Origin of the sequence: Roseospira visakhapatnamensis, assembly GCF_014197915.1 — a bacterium.
In the GTDB taxonomy this organism is placed as follows: domain Bacteria; phylum Pseudomonadota; class Alphaproteobacteria; order Rhodospirillales; family Rhodospirillaceae; genus Rhodospira; species Rhodospira visakhapatnamensis.
The window spans coordinates 1-17,479 of the sequence record NZ_JACIGK010000029.1; the positions used below are offsets into that span (position 1 = coordinate 1).

Here is a 17,479-nt window from a genome sequence, read left to right on the forward strand (position 1 = left end):
CGCCCCAGCCACCCTGAGCCCGCCCCTCCTCACCTGTCCCTTCAATCACCAGACCCGGTTGCGACACACTCCAACCCCATCCTGAGAACTGCTGGATCTTGTCACATCCCCTTGGTGGGCCGTGCCCGATGCGTTTATACTTATTTCAAAATGACGTGTGGCGGCTGGACGTATCGGAAGAAAAGCCGCCCCATGGCTCCCCTGTTTGCCGGCGTGACGCGGGGCGTCATCCTCTCTTCCCAAGACAGGGGCCAAGGCGACAGGCCGACGAAAGCCGGCCCGATCATCGCCGTGGTGGTCCCACCCCTGGACCGTTGGTTTGAAGAGGGTCGTGAGACGATGGATGGCATAGCCCAGAAGGGGCGGATGACGACGCACGTTGCGGTGTCACCCGAGCAGGAGACCGTCACTCACCGGCTACAGAACGCGCCTTCCATTTCTCGATGGACCAATCATAAGTTGTTTTCCGTCATCGTTCCCCTGGTCGACTTCGCCCTGATCGTCGGCTGCGCCTATGCGACCCGACTGCTGCACCTTGAGGTCGTCGTCGAGGATCTGTTGACGCCCGCGCTGACCGCGCTGCCCCTGGGCATCCTCGGCGGCGCGCTGTTCCTGTTGGCCGCCAACGGCGCCCGCCTGTACACGTTCAAGAAGCTGATCCACACCGGACCCAACATCGCCTGGTCCCTGGTGGTGTGGGGCGGCTGCCTGATGGGCATGAGCGCCCTGGGGTACCTGTTCGCCCTCGGGGACAGTTATCCGCGCACCTGGACCCTGGCCTGGGCCACCCTGGTCGCCGTGGCGCTGGTCACGTCCCGCGTGGTGCTGCGGGGGGTGATCCTGTGGGCCACCCGGCGGGGGCTGTTCCGCCAGCGCCTGGCGGTGGTCGGCGCCACGCCCCGGGTGATCGATCTGGTCGCCGGTTTCGCCGAGGAGAACCCCGAGGCCGACTATGAGGTCGTGGGCATCTTCGACGACCGCATCAACCGCGTTCCGCCCCGGGTCAGCGGCATCCCGGTGCTGGGCACCGTGGACGACCTGCTGGACTATTGCCGGCGCCAGTTGGTGGACGTGATCGTCATCGCCCTGCCCTGGGCGGCGGAGGGCCGCAACGCCACGATCGTGCGCCAGCTTCGCGAGTTGCCGGTGGACATCTCGCTGGTCCCGGACCTGGATACCTCGCTGTTGCCGCCGCGCGGCGTGCTGTGGCTGGGCAAGATTCCGACCATGCTGGTGAGCCGCCGGCCGTTGACCGACGAACAGCTCACCGTCAAGTGGATCGAGGACAAGATCCTCGGCCTGCTGCTGCTGCTGATCGCCTCGCCCGTTATGGTAACCGCCGCACTGGCGGTGAAGCTGACCAGCAAGGGACCGATCCTGTTCGAGCAGGAGCGCTTCGGCTTCAATCAGAAGACCATCCGGGTGCTCAAGTTCCGCTCCATGTACGTGGACAAGGGCGACCTCTCCGGACAGCGGCGCACGGTGCGCAACGACCCGCGCATCACCCCCGTCGGCCGCGTCATCCGCCGGTTCAGCATCGACGAACTGCCGCAGTTGCTGAATGTCATCCGGGGTGACATGTCCATCGTCGGGCCACGCGCCCATGCCGTCGCCATGACCGTGGGCGGCCGCTACTACGATGAGGTGGTGGCCGAGTACGCCGCCCGCCACCGGGTCAAGCCGGGCATCACCGGCTGGGCGCAGATCAACGGCTCGCGCGGCGAGATCGAGAACGTGGCCCAGGCGGAGGAACGCTTGCGCTACGACCTCTACTACGTGGACAACTGGTCGCTGCTGCGGGACCTGCGCATCATCGCCATCACCGCCCTCCTGGTGCTGGTCGACCGCCAGGCCTACTGACGGTCCGGCGGATCCTCCGCCCGGCCGCGCGCCGCGCGCAGCTTGTCCCAGTAGGCCAGGCGCTTGCGGATCTCGCGCTCGAACCCCCGGTCCGGCGGGTTGTAGAATCGGACGCGGTCCATGCCCTCTGGGAAGTAGTCCTGCCCCGAGAATCCGTCGGGGGCGTCATGGTCGTACTGATACCCGGCGCCGTAGCCCAGGTCCTTCATCAGCGCCGTGGGCGCGTTCAGGATATGCGCGGGCGGCGCCAGGCTGCCGGTGCGCCGCGCCGCCTTCAGCGCCCCCTTGAACGCCGTGTAGGCCCCGTTGCTCTTGGGCGCGGTGCCCAGATAAACGACGAGTTGGGCGATGGCCAGGTCGCCCTCGGGGCTGCCCAGGCGGTCATAGGTCTCCCAGCAGGCGATGGCCTGCCCCACCGCCCCCGGATCGGCGAGCCCCACGTCCTCCACGGCGAAGCGGGTCAGGCGGCGCAGGATGTAGGCCGGATCCTCGCCGCCGTCGAGCATGCGCGCCAGCCAGTAGAGCGCCGCGTCGGTGTCCGACCCCCTGAGCGATTTGTGCAACGCGGAGATCAGGTTGTAGTGCTCCTCCCGGTCCTTGTCGTAGGCCGGGGCGCGGCGCTGCACCACCTGGGCCAGGGCGGGCGGATCCAGGGGCGCCATGCCATCGGCGCCGGCGGCGTCGCGCAAGGCGAGCAGGGCCTCCGCCAGGGTCAGCAGGAAGCGCCCGTCCCCATCGGCCATGGCCCTGAGCGCGACGCGGCCGTCGCCGGTCAGCGGCAGAGCGGCGCCGCTCAGGGCCTCGGCCCGCGCCAACAGCCGCTCCAGGGCGGCGTCGTCCAGGCGCCGCAGCACCAGCACCCGCATGCGCGACAGCAGCGCGCCGTTCAACTCGAAGCTCGGGTTCTCGGTGGTGGCCCCCACCAGCACCACCGTGCCATCCTCCACATAGGGCAGGAAACCGTCCTGCTGGGCCCGGTTGAAGCGGTGGATCTCGTCCACGAACAGCAGCGTCCCCCGCCCCTCCCGCGCCCGCCGCGCGCGCGCCGCCTGGAACACCTTGCGCAGGTCGGCCACGCCGGAGAACACCGCCGACAGCGGCTCGAAGCGCAAGTCCACGCGGTCGGCCAGCAGCCGCGCGATGGTCGTCTTGCCGCACCCGGGCGGCCCCCAGAAGACGATGGAGCCCAGCCGGCCGGCGTCCAGCATGCGGCGCAACGGCCCGTCCGGCCCGAGCAGGTGATCCTGCCCGACCACCGACTCCAACTCACGCGGGCGCAGTCGGTCCGCCAGCGGCCGCGACGGATCGTCGGCCGGTACCCCATCGGCCGCCGGGGCCGACCCCGGCTCGGACCCCCCGAACAGATCGCTCATCCGCCAATCACCACCCGCAAGGCCCGCCCCCCGCGATTCAGGTCCAGGCGCCAGGGCGGCCGGGTGCGCTCCATCAGCCGCGCGAGCCCGCGCACGTCGCGCGGCTGACGCCCATTGACCGACACGACGACATCGCCGGGCTTCACCCCGAACCGCGCCGCGCCGCTGCGCGGGCCGACCTTCAGCACCACCACCGGACCGGCGCCCATGGCAACGCCGATTTCCTCGGACAGCGCCGGGTTCAGGTTGGCCACGGTCACCCCATTCAGGGGATGGCGCCCCCGCAGCACGGTATCATCCCGGGGCGGGTCCTCCGGCGGCGGCCGCAGCGTGACACGCAGATCCCGGGTCCGCCCGTTCCGCCAGACGGTCAAGGTGACCTCGGTATCCAACGGCGTGGTGGCGATGCGATAGCGCAAGCCCGCCTCGTCGGCCATCGGCTGCCCATCCATGGCCAGGATCACGTCGCCGCGCTCCAGGCCCGCGCGGGCCGCCGGGCCGCCCCGCATCACGTCGGCCACCAGCACGCCGCCCGGACGCTCCAGGCCCAGCGAGCGGGCGATATCGTTGGTCACCGACTGCCCGGTCGCCCCCAGCCAGGGCCGCCGCACCCGGCCGTCCGTCAACAGGCTGTCGAGCACGACCCGGGCCATGCCCACCGGAATGGCGAAGCCGATCCCCACGTTGCCGCCGTCCTGGCTGTAGATGGCGGTGTTGATGCCCACCAGCCGGCCGCTCATGTCCACCAGCGCGCCCCCGGAGTTGCCGGGGTTGATGGCCGCGTCGGTCTGGATGAACGAGCGAAAGTCGGTGAGACCGACCGTGGTGCGGGCCAGCGCCGAGACGATGCCGCTGGTCACCGTCTGCCCCACGCCGAACGGATTGCCGATGGCCAGCACCAGATCTCCCACCTCCAGCGAGTCGGACTCGCCCGGCGGCAAGGCCGGCAGCGGCACGGACCCGGCGTCGATGATCAGGACGGCCAGGTCGGTCTGTTCGTCGGTGCCCACCAGGCGGGCATCGAACTCGCGCCGGTCGTTGAGCACCACGGTGATCTCGTCGGCCCCTTCGATCACATGCCGGTTGGTGAGGATCACGCCGTCGGGCCGCACGATCACGCCGGAGCCAAGCGCGTTCTCCACCCGCTGGCGCGGCACCGAGGGACCGAAGGGCATGCGGTTGCCGAAGAAGTGCCGGAAGAACGGATCGTTGAGCAAGGGTGGCGCGGTGCGGGCGCGCACGACACGGCGGCTGTAGATGTTGACCACCGCCGGCGCCACGTCCCGCACGATGGGCGCGAACGACAGGGTGATCTGCTCACGCGACGTCGGCACCTCCTGCGCCAGGGCCCGCCCCGGCGTCACCATCGCCAACGCCAGCAGGACCACCAGGGCCAGCCGTCCGGGACCCTGCCGGCGCCCCGGCGCCCGACGCGATCGCCCCACCGGAGACGCGGGCCTCGAAGAGGGGGGCCTCGGACCCGGCGCCGGGTGGCATGGAAGAACGGGATGGGTCATGACGGGGTGCTCCATCGGGTCAGGACGATCGCCACGGACGATGCGCCCGCAGATTTAGGACGCGCGGCGAGGCCAGGCAAACCCTTCGCGCACCCGCGCTCCCCCTTGGCCTTGGCCCGGACACCGGAGACACGACCGGCGGCGCGGCCTTCCCCTGGGCCACCATCGGGATTAGCGTGCCCCCTTGCCCTTGCCCTTGCCCTTGTCCGACACGACCATGACGGAGCCCGTTGCGCCGATGACCGAGTCTCCCCCTTCCGCCCCCACCGGCGGCGGCCCCCTGGCGGGGTTGCGCGTCCTCGACCTGTCGCGCGTCCTGGCCGGTCCGTTCTGCACCCAGCTTCTGGGAGACCTGGGGGCCGAGGTGATCAAGGTGGAGCGACCCGGCCGGGGGGACGACACCCGGGCCTGGGGACCACCCTTCCTGACCGACCATGACGGCACGCCCTCGCAGGAAAGCGCCTACTACCTGTCCATCAACCGCAACAAGCGCTCGCTGGCGGTGGACCTGACCCGGCCCGAGGGGCAGGCCCTGATCCGCCGCCTGGCCGCCCAGGTCGACGTGCTGGTGGAGAACTTCAAGGTCGGCGGGCTGGCCAAGTATGGCCTGTCCTACGCGGACCTGAAAGAGGGCTGCCCGCGCCTGGTCTACTGCTCCATCACCGGCTTCGGGCAAACCGGCCCCTACGCGCCGCGCGCGGGCTACGACTATCTGGCCCAGGGCATGGGCGGCATGATGAGCCTGACCGGCACCGCCGACGGTGATCCGGTCAAGGTGGGCAACGCCAACGCCGACCAGTTGACCGGCATGTACGCCGCCGTCGCCATCCTGGCGGCGCTGCGCCATCGCGACGCCGGCGGCCGGGGCCAGCACATCGACGCCAACCTGCTGGACAGCCAGATCGCCTGGCTGACCTACCAGGCGCAGAACTGGCTGGTGTCCGGCGAGGCCCCGGCCCGCCACGGCAACGCCCATCCGAACATCGTGCCCTACGACACCTTCCCGGCGGCCGACGGCCACCTGATCCTGGCGGTGGGCAACGACGGGCAGTTCCGCCGCTTCTGCCAGGTGGCCGGCCGCGCCGATCTGGCCGACGATCCGCGCTTCGTCACCAACGCCGACCGCATCGCCCATCGCGAGGCGCTCACCGCGATCCTGCGGCCGCTGATCGCCTCGCGGACACGCGACGCCTGGCTGAGCGACCTGGAGGCGGTGGGCGTGCCCAGCGGTCCGGTCAACACCATCCCGGACGTGTTCGCCGATGCGCATGTCCAGGCGCGCGCCATGACCGTCGACATGGCCCATCCACTGCGGGAGTCGGTGACGCTGATCGCCAATCCCCTGCGCCTGTCGGAGACTCCGCCGGTCTACCGCCACGCCCCGCCCCTGGTGGGCGCCGATGGGGCGGCGATCCTCACGGCGCTGGGGGTATCGGACGCAGAACAAGAGCGCCTGCGGGAAGCCGGCGTGATCGCCTAGTGCACTGATCCAGACAAAAGATGCAGTTCGCATTCTATTGTCTGGATCGAAAGTGCACTAATAACAATATTATGTGCAGCGACGCTTGCATTCAAGGGGGAATCCCTTGAATGCAAGCGTCGCTGCACTAGATCCCGTCCGGATCGTCGTCCAACGGAAGACCCCATGCGCCGCCCCACGGCCTCACCGAGATCTGCCTGGACGAAGGGTCATCCTGGGGTGCCTTGATCCTGACGCGTCAGATCAAGGCACACGCGGCGTCACCGCGCCGGCCCGGTCGGGCCGGCTGCGTCCGACACGTCGGACGCGATATCACGCACCGCCAAGCAAATCGCCCTGCCTGTCATCCGCGGACGTGCGCCGCGCCGGGCGGCGGCGGGCCCGGGGCACGGGTGGCGCGCCCCCCGTCTCGCCGCCCTCGCCCCCCGCCCCGCGCACCGTCACCCCCACCGTCCGGGCACCGGCGAACGCCAGCGTGAGGGGCTGGCCTTCGGTCAGGCCCTCCGGATCGGTCACCGGGCGGGCCTCGGCGTCGCGCACCAGCACGAAACCCCGGTCCAGCACCCGCTGGAAGGACAGGCTTTCCAGCATCCGGGCCCGACCGTCCAGGCGCCAGCCGGCCTGATCGACGGCGCGCCCCATGGCGGCGTCCAGCGCGCGCGCCAGCGCCCGCAGATCGCCCGCGCGCAGCGCCACCACCTCCCGGGGACCGCGCAGACGCGCGGCCGCGTGGTCCACGGCCGCTTGGCGCTGGTCCAGCAGGCGCGCCCAGGCCAGGGACAGCCGATGCTCCCGGTCGTCCAGGCGCCGCGCCAGATCCTCCGCCAGCCGCGCCAGGTTGGGCAGACCGCGCGCCAGGCCCTCTACCCGCGTCCGACGCTCCTCCAGCAGCCGTCCCATGGCCCCCAGCAGACGCCGGCCGTCGTCGGTCACCTGGGCCAGCAGGTCCAGACGCACCGGCACCACCATCTCGGCGGCGCCCGTCGGCGTGAGCGCGCGCAGGTCGGCGGCCAGGTCGATCAGCGTGGTATCGGTCTCGTGGCCAACGGCGGACACCAGGGGAATGGCCGAGTCGGCGGCGGCGCGCACCACCGCTTCCTCGTTGAAGGCCATCAGGTCGTCGAGGCTGCCGCCGCCGCGCGCCACGATCAGCACGTCCGGACGCGGCACCGCCCCCCCGACCGGCAGGGCGTTGAAGCCCCGGATGGCGGCGGCGATCTCGGCGGCGGCGCCCTCGCCCTGCACGCGCGTCGGCCAGACCAGCACCCGGCGTGGGAAGCGGTCGTTGAGGCGGTGCAGGATGTCGCGGATCACCGCGCCGGTGGGCGACGTCACCACGCCGACGACGCCGGGCAGAAAGGGGATCGACCGCTTGCGCGCGGCGTCGAACAGCCCCTCGGCGGCGAGGCGGCGCTTGCGCTCCTCCAGCATCTTCAGGAGCGCGCCCTCGCCGGCCAAGTCCAGGGACTCGATGACGATCTGGTAGCTGGAGCGCCCCGGGTAGGTGGTCAGCCGGCCGGTGGCGATGACCTCCAGGCCCTCCTCGGGCTTGATCGACAGCTTCGCCATGCTGCCGCGCCAGATGACCGCGTCCAGCACCGCCGCGTCATCCTTTAGCCGCAGGTAACAATGGCCGGAGCCGGCCACCTTGGGCTGGCTGATCTCGCCGCGCACGCGGACCCGCCCGAACGCGCTTTCGACGGTGCGCTTCAGGGTCTGGGACAGGTCGGAAACCGAGACCTCGGGCAGGTTATGGGTGGGCTCGAGGCCGGGGGGCGTCTCTGTGGTCATGGCCGCAAGGTATGCTAAAAGCGGCGCGCAAGGCAAAGCAGGACCCACAACAGCCAGGGAAGGCGCGACCCATGAATGTACTGGTGATTGGTGGCGGCGGACGAGAGCATGCGCTGTGCCAGGCCCTGGCCCGTTCTCCGCGCTTGTCACGCCTGTGGTGCGCCCCGGGCAACGCCGGCATCGCCGCCGTGGCCACCTGCCTCGCGGACGTGGACGCCACGGACACGGAGGCCGTCCTGGGCGCCTGTCAGGCCCACGCCATCGACCTGGTGGTGGTGGGACCGGAAGCGCCCCTGGTGACCGGCCTGGTGGACCGCCTGCGCGCCGCCGGCTTCGCCGCCTTCGGGCCGACAGCCGAGGCCGCGCGCCTGGAAGGGTCCAAGGGCTACATGAAGGACCTGCTGGCCGAGGCCCAGGTGCCCACCGCCGCCTATGGACGCTTCACCAAGGCGACCGCCGCCAAGACCTGGATCCGCGCGCAGGGCGGCCGCCCCCTGGTGGTCAAGGCCGACGGGCTGGCCGCCGGCAAGGGCGTGATCCTCTGCGACACCGAGGCCGAGGCCCTGGCCGCCGTGGACACCATGATGACGGACCGCGCCTTCGGCGAGGCCGGCGACGCCGTGGTGGTGGAAGAGCGGCTTCCGGGCGAGGAGGCCAGCGTGTTCGCCCTGTGCGACGGCACCACCGCCGTGTGGATGGGCGCGGCCCAGGACCACAAGCGCCTGGGCGAGGGCGACACCGGCCCCAACACCGGCGGCATGGGCGCCTACTCCCCCGCCCCCATCGTGGATCCGGCCATGGCGACCCGGGTGATGGACGAGATCATCCAGCCCACCGTGGACACCATGGCGGCGCGCGGCACGCCGTTCCAGGGCGTGCTGTTCGGTGGCCTGATGATCGACGCCGGGCAGCCCAAGGTGCTGGAGTTCAACGTGCGGTTCGGCGATCCGGAATGCCAGGTGCTGATGGCGCGGCTGGACAGTGACCTTCTGGAGCTTCTGGAGGCCGCCGCCCACGGCCGGCTCGCGGACATCGACCCGCCGCGCTGGCGTGACCAGGTGGCGCTGGTGGTGGTGATGGCCGCGCGGGGTTATCCCGGCGCCTATGCGAAGGGGTCGGAAATCCGGGGCCTGACGGCGGCCGGGGTCATCGACGGCGTCTCGGTTCTGCACGCCGGCACCAGGCCCGGCCCCGACGGCGCCGTTCTCGCCAACGGCGGCCGGGTGCTGGGCATCACCGCCACGGGCGACAGCGTCGCCAAGGCCCGCGACCGCGCCCATGCGGCCATCGACCTCATCGACTGGCCCGAGGGCTTCTGCCGCCGCGACATCGGCTGGCGCGCGCTGGCGCGGACCGGGACCCCCGCGCCCGCGTGAGGCAACCGGCCCCCCGGCGCCGGTGCCGCGACAGGCTCGGCGATGTCGCGACAGCCCGTGCAGGGGGCCAGCGCAGGGAGCCTGTGCCGGAGATCACTGCTGCCCGCCGGAGCGGTTGGTGATCTCGGGGATGAGCGACTTGATCCAGCCGGAGAAGGCATCGGCGTTGCGGGTCTGGATCCAGACCGGGCCGGGGCCGGCGAACTCCATGACCAGACCCTCGCCGCTGGTGGCGCTGGTGAAGGCCCGCTTGAAGAAGCCACCGCCGCCGGCCACCATGCGGGCCTCCATGCCCATGCCCTCGGCATAGGCGACCATGTGGCCGCTGTCGACGATGAGCCGCTCGCCCGCCTCCAGGTCGCGGCGCACGATGGCCCCGAAGGACGACAGGAACAGCGTGCCCGTGCCCGACGCCTTGAGGACAAACAGGCCCTCGCCGCCCAGCACGCCGCGCACGCCGCCGTAGCCGGTGTCGATATCGATGCCCGGCGACGACGCCAGGAAGGAGCCGCCCTGCACCACCAGCGCGCGGCCGTCCATCTCCACGTCGCGGATATCCCCGGGCGTCGCCGGCGCCAGGGCCAGGTGGCCGGGGCCGGCCTCGGCGGTGTAGGTGCTGACGAAGAAACTCTCGCCGCCCAGCGCGGAGCGGGCCAGGCCGCCCAGCGCCCGGCCGAGCAGGCCGCCCGAGGATGCGCCGCCGATGCTCGACTGTAGGGTCAGGGTCGGCGACATGGTCACCATGGCCCCCGACTCGCACCGCACCTGCTCGCCCTCGTTCATGTCCATTTCGAGGAGCGCGAACGCCGGTCCGTGGGTGATCCTGTAGTCCAAGGGACGTTTCCTCCGCTGGCCGTCGGGGCACGACCCGGCGCCGCGCCTCCGCGAGGAGCCTACCCCAGCCGGGACACGGAGAAAACGCCGCGCGCGGGCGCGGTACACGCCGACCCGAGGCGCATGCCCGCCCGGCGCGGCCACGCGCGCGTCAGTCCGGACAGCGGACCGGGGTCGGTGACCCTTGAGGTCAACCGTCAACGCCCCCGGACGGTGCCGTCCGAGGGACGGTCCCGCGCATCCGGTGCCGGTCTTCAGAACAAGGGAGAATGGGGCGAGTAGACGGATTTGAACCGACGACCTCTTGGACCACAACCAAGCGCTCTAACCAACTGAGCTATACCCGCCACCAGGACGCCGGGCACGAAGGTCACCGCAACACTGGCGCCCTCGGGATACGGCGTTGGCCGGCCCCGTCGGGTCCGGCACGAGAGGGGGGTGGATATCCCATCGCCCGGACCCCGTCAAGATGCTTGACGGCCCGCGCCTCAGCATCCCTCCGTTTGATCTCTCGTGCGGAGGTCCGTGCATGAGTCACGGCGTCCGCCCCCGGCCGCCGCCCCCGGTCGCCTGAAGAAACCGGGGATGCCCTGGCGTCGCGAAGCAGGACCGTTGACACCGCCAGGTGCCCCGCGTATACACCTCGCCTTTCCGAAACAGACCTGCCCAGCCGGTAACGGAGTCGCCGCCGTGAAACGCACTTATCAGCCCAGCAAGCTCGTCCGCAAGCGGCGGCACGGGTTCCGCAGCCGTAGCGCCACCGTCGCGGGGCGCCGCATTCTCGCCAGCCGCCGCGCCAAGGGCCGCAAGCGCCTGTCCGCCTAGTGCACTGAGTTCAGACAAAAGATGCCGTGTGCATTCTTTTGTCCGGATCGAAAAAGCACTCAGGACAAGGTCTTGTGCAGCGACGCGTGCGGTCAAGGGTGACTCCCTTGACGGCGGTGTCGCGCCAGGACGCGTCGACCCGGCGCCCGACCCTCGGCATGGGTCCGGCAACCCCGGCGCATACCCCCGGCCTGCGGTTCGGGACCAGGCGACTCCCGCATGGTCCGACCGGGTGTATGGCCGGTGCGTGGACCTCGTCCGGATCGGTGTCCGTACCATGGACGACGCCCCCCCCGTGATCGAGACGTCCGGGACGCCTCCGTCGCCACCGCGTGGCGTGCCCCGCCTGAAACGGCGGGGTGATTTCCTGCGCGTGGCCGGACACGGCCGGAAATGGGTCACACCCGGCTTCATCCTTCAGGCCGCCCCCCAGTCCGGAGCCGCCGCCACGCCGGGCGCGCCGGCCCGCGTGGGCTTCACCGTCAGCCGCAAGGTAGGCAAGGCCGTGGTGCGCAATCGCGCCCGGCGCCGCCTGCGGGCGGCCGTGGACCTGGTGTTCCCGGACTCCGCCCACGCGGGATGGGATTTCGTGCTGATCGGCCGGCGTGAGACCAACGACCGCCTGTTTGACGCGCTGGTGCGCGACCTCCGCACCGCCCTGACGCGCCTTGACCCGGCCCGCCCCGGAGCGGGTGGCGGGGGCCGCAAGGGCGGCGACAAAGGTCGGGGACCCCGACGGCGCGGCCGGACGGCATCCCCCTCCGCACCGCCCCCGTCGCGAGATCCGCCGGCATGAGCGGCCCCCACCAGGACCCATCGCCCTCGACGGATGCCGAGGGAACCGACCGCCGGAAACGCGGGCTCCGATGGCTGCTGACCCTGCCGCCCCGGTTGCTGATCCGCGCCTACCAGTTGGGTCTCTCGCCCCTTCTGGGCCAGACCTGCCGCTTTACGCCCACCTGCTCGTCCTATGCGCTGGAGGCGCTGGAGCGCCATGGCCTGCTGCGCGGCGGCTGGCTGGCGGCGTGGCGGATTCTTCGTTGCCATCCGTGGGGCGGCATGGGATACGATCCCGTTCCCGCGGCACGGCCGGCGCGCTCGCGGCGGGAGCGGTGTTGCCGGGACCACGAGTCACGCCCGGCGACGGCCGCCCCTCCCGACGGCGATCCGTCCGAGTAGCGGACGGACTGGCGGCGCGGGGACGCGGCCCGAGTCGCCCGTGCCTCGCCTGCGGCCGGAGATCATCCCGGGTCGTCCCGGCCCTCACGCATCGCCGGCCCGGCCCACCCTCGCGTTTCCGACAGGGCCGCCCTGCCCGGGCGCCCCTTCACCGCCCCGGACCGGGTCGCCGGCCGGGGTGATCCACGGACCAAGGACCCATGCCCGAACAGCGCAACCTGATCCTGGCGATCGCCCTGTCCATTTTCGTGCTCATCGGCTTCCAGCTGTTGTGGAACACGCTGTATCCGCCGCCCCCGCCCGTGGAGCAAACGGTCGCCGACGGTCGCGTCACCCCCGGCACGCCGTCCACCGGCGACCTCAATGCCCCGTCGGTGGCCGACGCACCCGGTGTCACCGGCCCGCGCGTGGATGGCGGCCTTGCCCCCACGGCGCCCGGCGGCCCGATGACCGACACCCTGGAGCGGTCCCTGGCGCTGTCCACCGACGACAGCCCGCGCGTGCCCATCGACACGCCGGCGGTGCAGGGCTCGCTGCGTGTTCAAGGCGCGCTGCTGGACGATTTGGTGCTGACCGAGTACCGGGAGACCCTGGACCCGGACAGCAAGTTGATTCACCTGTTCTCGCCGATCAACGCGCCCGACCCCTATCACGCGCGCTTCGGTTGGGTGGCCGGGAGCGCCGACGGTAACGACGCTCCCAACCTGCCCGGCCCGGACACGCCCTGGACCGTCCGATCGGGCGAAACCCTGGCGGTGGACCAGCCGGTGGTGCTGACCTGGGACAACGGCCAGGGGCTGCGCTTCACGCGCACCGTCGCGGTGGACGATCACTATATGTTCACCGTTACCCAGCGGGTCGAGAACACCGGCACCACGCCGGTCACGCTCTATCCCTACGGCCTCATCAGCCGCACCGACCGGCCCACCACCGACGGCATTTACATCCTGCACGAAGGCCCCCTGGGGGTGTTCGACGGCACCCTGACCGAGGTCAACTACGGCGACCTGGAGGACGAGAGCAGCCAGCGCGAGACCACCACCGGCGGCTGGATCGGCATCACCGACAAGTACTGGCTGGCGGCCCTGGCCTTCGACCAGGACGTCGAGGCCAATGCCCGCTTCGCCCGCGAGATGCGTGATGGCCGGGAACGCTTCCAGGTGGACTACGTGCTCGCCGGGCAGACCGTGCAGCCAGGCGGCTTCATGGAAAGCACGAACCACCTGTTCGCGGGCGCGAAGAAGGTGGAGCTTCTGGACGAGTACGAAGAAAGTCTCGGCATCACGAACTTCGATCTGGCCATCGACTTCGGCTGGTTCTATTTCATGACCAAGCCGTTCTTCTACTGCCTGCTCTGGCTGGAGGACTTCCTCGGCAACTATGGCCTCGCCATCCTGGCCTTCACCGTGCTTCTCAAGCTGGTGTTCTTCCCGCTGGCCAGCAAGTCCTACGAGTCCATGTCGAAGATGAAGAAGCTGCAGCCGGAAATGAAGAAGCTGCAGGAGCGCTTCAAGGACGACAAGGCGCGCATGAACCAGGAGCTGATGGCGCTCTACAAGCGCGAGAAGGCCAACCCGGTCTCCGGCTGCCTGCCGATCCTGGTGCAGATCCCGGTGTTCTTCGCGCTGTACAAGGTGCTCTACGTCTCCATCGAGATGCGCCACGCCCCGTTCTACGGCTGGATTCAGGACCTCTCGGCACCCGACCCGCTCAACCTGTTCACCGTCTTCGGCCTGATCCCGTGGGATCCGCCGGCGCTGCTGACCATCGGTCTGTGGCCGGTCATCATGGGCTGCACCATGTACCTGCAACAGATCCTGAACCCGGCGCCCACCGACCCCACGCAGAAGCGCATCATGCAGTTCCTGCCCCTGTTCTTCACCTTCCTGCTGGCCCAGTTCCCGGCCGGCCTGGTGATCTACTGGACCTGGAACAACCTGCTGTCCATGTTGCAGCAGTGGTGGATCATGAAGCGCATGGGCGTCGGCGTGAATGGTTGACGACGACGCCCCCCCGGAGCCGGATGGAAACGGGCGGCCGCTCGGACGGGACACCGGGACCGACGGCGGGGACGAGGCCCGGGAAGCGGCGGCCGCCGCCGCCCGCCTGGAGGCCGGCCGCTGGCTGTTCGCCCAGGAGTGCCAGTTCCTGCTGGGGGTCGCCGACCTGTCCGCGCTGCCCCCCGGGGATCTGCCGGAGGTGGCCTTCTGCGGCCGCTCCAACGTCGGCAAGTCCAGCCTGGTCAACGCCCTGACCGGGCGCAGGACTCTCGCGCGCACCTCCAACACCCCGGGCCGGACCCAACAGATCAACCTGTTCGCCCTGGGTCCCGCCGGGGCGCCCCGCCTGCGGCTCGCCGACCTGCCGGGTCACGGCTTCGCCCGGGCGCCCAAGACGATGGTCACCGCCTGGACCCGCCTGGTGAACGCCTACCTGCGCGGCCGGGCGCCGTTGCGCCGGGTTCTGCTGCTGGTGGACGCGCGCCACGGCCTGAAAAGCGTGGACCGCGAGGTCATGACCATGCTCGACCAGGCGGCGGTGAACTATCAGGTGGTGTTGACCAAGGCCGACAAGGTGGGCGACAAGGCGCTCGGCGACATGCGCGCGCGGGTAACCGGCCAACTCGCCGACCACGTGGCCGCGTACCCGGAGGTCCTGGTCACCAGCGCCGAGACCGGCGCCGGCATGCCGGAGCTTCGCGCCGCGCTCGCCGAGTTGGCGGCGCCGGCACCGGAGCCGCCCCGAGGCCGGGACTGACCCGGGGCCGTTGATCCATGACGGGGAGGACATCGAGAATGGCGGGCCATGACGGCACCATGGAGGACAGGGAAGCCCTGCGGGCGCTGTGGCTGGAGAAGGCCAAGACGCTATCGGAGGCGCTGCCCTACATGCGCCGCTTCGCCAAGGAAACCGTGGTGGTGAAGTACGGTGGGCACGCCATGGGCGACGCCGCCCTGGCCGGCACCTTCGCCCGCGACATGGTGCTGCTCAAGCAGGTGGGCATCAATCCCGTGGTGGTGCACGGCGGCGGGCCGCAGATCCAGAGGATGCTGGAGCGGCTGAAGATCCAGTCCGACTTCGTGGACGGCCTGCGCGTCACCGACGAGGCCACCGTGGACATCGTCGAGATGGTGCTGTCCGGCTCCATCAACAAGGAGATCGTCTCGGCCATCACCCAGGCCGGCGGTTTCGCCATCGGCCTGTCGGGCAAGGACGGTCATCTGATCCGGGCCACCAAGCTGCGCCGCACCCGGCGGGACCCCGACAGCAACATCGAGAAGATCCTCGACCTGGGCTTCGTGGGCGAACCCACCCAGGTCACGCCGCACGTGCTGAACTTCTTCGAGAACGCGGACGTGATCCCCGTGATCGCCCCCATCGGCCAGGGGCCGAACGGCGAGACCTTCAACATCAACGCCGACACGGCGGCCGGCGCCGTGGCCGCCGCCCTGGGGGCGCGCCGGCTGCTGATGCTGACGGACGTCAAGGGCGTGCTGGACGCCGACGGCGACCTGATCGAGGAGATGACGGCCGGCGAGGCCCATCGGGCGGTCCTTGAGGGCACCATTACCGGCGGCATGATCCCCAAGGTGGAAACCTGCCTGAAGGCGGTGGAAAGCGGCGTCGAGGCGGCGGTGATCCTGGACGGCCGGGTGCCGCACGCCTGCCTGCTGGAGCTGTTCACCCCGCACGGCGCCGGCACCCTGATCCGGCGGCTGTAGGCCCTCGCGTCTTGAGGACGGGTCGCGGACGCCCCGGATCGACCACCGCCGGCTCTTTGCGGACGCGCCCGGCCCGCGTATGGTGACGGCCGGCTCGTTTTGCATCGGGGCTTGTCATGGTCGCCGTCCTGTTTGTCTGTACCGGGAACATCTGTCGCTCACCCACGGCCGAGGGCCTGTTTCGCCGCAAGGTCCACGCCGCCGGTCTGGACGACCAGGTGGACATCGATTCGGCCGGCACCACCGCCTTTCACGTGGGCGAGCCCCCGGACCCCCGCGCCGCCGAGGCCGCGTCGCGCCGGGGCTACAGCCTGGAGGGACAGACCGCCCGCCAGGTGCGGCGATCCGACTTCCAGCGCTACGACCTTTTGATCGCCATGGATCGAGGTCACTACAATAGGATGCGATCGCTGGCACCGGACGAGACCACCCGCGAGCGCGTGGTGCTGATGAGCGCCTTCGCCCGGCGCCCCGGCACCCTTCGTGACGTGCCCGACCCCTACTATGGCGGGGGGGATGGCTTCGACCGGGTGCTGGACATGCTGGAAGACACCACCGAGGGCCTGCTCGATCACGTCCGCGCGCGGCTGGCGGCGACGTCCGCTCCGTAGCCGCGCCCGCCCCGGCATTCCAGCCAAGGGAGGTCTCCATGCGCGACAGCGCCCGCGCCCTGGTGGAACAGGCCATCGGCGCCACGGTGACCGCCAGTCGGCCGCTGTCCGGCGGCTGCGTCGGCGAGGTCTATCACCTCTGCCTGTCGGACGGCCGCGCGCTGGTCGCCAAGGTGGGCGGACCGGGCAGCGGCCTCGCCCTGGAGGGCGCCATGCTGCGCCACCTGGCGGACCACGGCGCCCCGGTGCCGGAGGTCCTGCACGCCGACGACCCTCTGCTGCTGATGACCGTCCTGCCGTCGGGGGATACCCTCTCCGCCCGGGTGCAGGAACACGCGGCGCATGTGATCGCCGCCCTGCACGACACCGTCGGGCCGCACTTCGGCTTCACGTATGACACCGTCATCGGCGGCCTGCCCCAGCCCAACCCGAAACGCGAGCGCTGGGTGCCCTTCTTCCGCGATCATCGGCTGCTGTTCATGGCCGGCGAGGCGGCGCGCGCCGGGCGGCTGCCATCGGCCCTGCATCGCCGGGTCGAGACCCTGGCGGCGCGCCTGGACGACTGGCTGGAGGAACCGGACCATCCCAGCCTGTTGCATGGCGACCTGTGGACCGGCAACGTGTTGGCGCACGATGGGCGCCTGTCGGGACTGATCGATCCGGCCATCTACTGGGGGCATGCGGAGGTGGAACTGGCCTTCACCACCCTGTTCGGCACCTTCGGCGATGCGTTCTTCAACCGCTACCACGACCTTCGGCCGATCCGCCCGGGCTTCTTCGAGGACCGCCTGGAGATCTACAACCTCTATCCCCTGCTGGTGCACGTGCGCCTGTTCGGCGGCAGCTACCTCGGCGGCGTGGACCGCACCCTGCGGCGTCTGGGTCTGTGACGCGGCGGCCCCGGACCCACG

15 protein-coding genes and 1 tRNA gene are annotated in these 17,479 nt (G+C 70.7%); 11 read left to right on the forward strand and 5 right to left on the reverse strand.

Going from position 1 to position 17,479, the window contains the following annotated elements; genetic code table 11:
- The first annotated feature begins 459 nt into the window (after positions 1 to 459).
- Positions 460 to 1,860: an undecaprenyl-phosphate glucose phosphotransferase gene (locus GGD89_RS15760; RefSeq protein WP_184047075.1), complete on the forward strand. Its 1,401-nt coding sequence runs from the start codon at positions 460 to 462 to the stop codon at positions 1,858 to 1,860.
- Here the strand turns inward: GGD89_RS15760 and GGD89_RS15765 are convergent.
- Positions 1,854 to 3,233 carry a replication-associated recombination protein A gene (locus GGD89_RS15765; RefSeq protein WP_184047078.1) on the reverse strand — a complete coding sequence of 460 codons (1,380 nt, stop codon included), beginning with the start codon at positions 3,231 to 3,233 and terminating at the stop codon, positions 1,854 to 1,856. The two genes, GGD89_RS15760 and GGD89_RS15765, sit on opposite strands and share 7 nt — an antisense overlap.
- The gene (locus GGD89_RS15770; RefSeq protein WP_343058628.1) at positions 3,230 to 4,678 is read right to left on the reverse strand and encodes a DegQ family serine endoprotease; all 1,449 of its coding nucleotides are present in this window, start codon (positions 4,676 to 4,678) and stop codon (positions 3,230 to 3,232) included. Before GGD89_RS15770 ends, GGD89_RS15765 begins: the two co-directional genes overlap by 4 nt.
- Before the next feature lie 310 nt (positions 4,679 to 4,988).
- Between GGD89_RS15770 and GGD89_RS15775 the strand changes: the two genes are divergently transcribed.
- Complete coding sequence (locus tag GGD89_RS15775; RefSeq protein ID WP_184047084.1) at positions 4,989 to 6,230, forward strand: CaiB/BaiF CoA transferase family protein; 1,242 nt, start codon at positions 4,989 to 4,991, stop codon at positions 6,228 to 6,230.
- A gap of 312 nt (positions 6,231 to 6,542) precedes the next feature.
- Here the strand turns inward: GGD89_RS15775 and xseA are convergent, their stop codons facing one another.
- Positions 6,543 to 8,021, reverse strand: coding sequence for an exodeoxyribonuclease VII large subunit (gene xseA / locus GGD89_RS15780; RefSeq protein WP_184047087.1), 1,479 nt, complete (start codon positions 8,019 to 8,021; stop codon positions 6,543 to 6,545).
- A gap of 71 nt (positions 8,022 to 8,092) precedes the next feature.
- On the opposite strand from xseA, the gene purD reads away from it, so the two are divergent.
- Entirely contained in the window at positions 8,093 to 9,397 is a 1,305-nt protein-coding gene (gene purD, locus GGD89_RS15785) for a phosphoribosylamine--glycine ligase (protein ID WP_184047090.1), read from the forward strand.
- A gap of 93 nt (positions 9,398 to 9,490) precedes the next feature.
- Here purD and GGD89_RS15790 read toward each other — a convergent pair whose 3' ends face one another.
- Positions 9,491 to 10,231, reverse strand: coding sequence for a TIGR00266 family protein (locus tag GGD89_RS15790; RefSeq protein ID WP_184047092.1), 741 nt, complete (start codon positions 10,229 to 10,231; stop codon positions 9,491 to 9,493).
- 270 nt (positions 10,232 to 10,501) lie between these two features.
- Positions 10,502 to 10,578, reverse strand: a tRNA-His gene (locus GGD89_RS15795).
- 343 nt (positions 10,579 to 10,921) lie between these two features.
- Between GGD89_RS15795 and rpmH the strand changes: the two genes are divergently transcribed.
- From rpmH to GGD89_RS15835, 8 genes are all read left to right on the forward strand, one after another.
- Positions 10,922 to 11,056, forward strand: coding sequence for a 50S ribosomal protein L34 (rpmH, locus tag GGD89_RS20215; protein ID WP_184047095.1), 135 nt, complete (start codon positions 10,922 to 10,924; stop codon positions 11,054 to 11,056).
- Positions 11,057 to 11,333: 277 nt separating this feature from the next.
- A complete protein-coding gene (gene rnpA, locus GGD89_RS15805) occupies positions 11,334 to 11,852 on the forward strand; it encodes a ribonuclease P protein component (protein WP_184047098.1) in 519 nt (172 codons plus the stop codon).
- The gene (gene yidD / locus GGD89_RS15810; protein WP_184047101.1) at positions 11,849 to 12,235 is read left to right on the forward strand and encodes a membrane protein insertion efficiency factor YidD; all 387 of its coding nucleotides are present in this window, start codon (positions 11,849 to 11,851) and stop codon (positions 12,233 to 12,235) included. Before rnpA ends, yidD begins: the two co-directional genes overlap by 4 nt.
- Before the next feature lie 200 nt (positions 12,236 to 12,435).
- Entirely contained in the window at positions 12,436 to 14,235 is a 1,800-nt protein-coding gene (yidC, locus tag GGD89_RS15815) for a membrane protein insertase YidC (protein WP_184047104.1), read from the forward strand.
- Positions 14,228 to 14,992, forward strand: a complete 765-nt coding sequence (gene yihA / locus GGD89_RS15820; protein ID WP_184047107.1) for a ribosome biogenesis GTP-binding protein YihA/YsxC — start codon at positions 14,228 to 14,230, stop codon at positions 14,990 to 14,992. Before yidC ends, yihA begins: the two co-directional genes overlap by 8 nt.
- 38 nt (positions 14,993 to 15,030) lie before the next feature.
- On the forward strand, positions 15,031 to 15,957 hold the full coding sequence (argB, locus tag GGD89_RS15825; RefSeq protein ID WP_184047110.1) for an acetylglutamate kinase: 927 nt from the start codon (positions 15,031 to 15,033) through the stop codon (positions 15,955 to 15,957).
- 116 nt (positions 15,958 to 16,073) lie between these two features.
- Positions 16,074 to 16,568: a low molecular weight protein-tyrosine-phosphatase gene (locus GGD89_RS15830; RefSeq protein ID WP_184047113.1), complete on the forward strand. Its 495-nt coding sequence runs from the start codon at positions 16,074 to 16,076 to the stop codon at positions 16,566 to 16,568.
- 38 nt (positions 16,569 to 16,606) lie between these two features.
- On the forward strand, positions 16,607 to 17,458 hold the full coding sequence (locus GGD89_RS15835) for a fructosamine kinase family protein (RefSeq protein ID WP_184047116.1): 852 nt from the start codon (positions 16,607 to 16,609) through the stop codon (positions 17,456 to 17,458).
- The last annotated feature ends 21 nt before the right edge of the window (positions 17,459 to 17,479 follow it).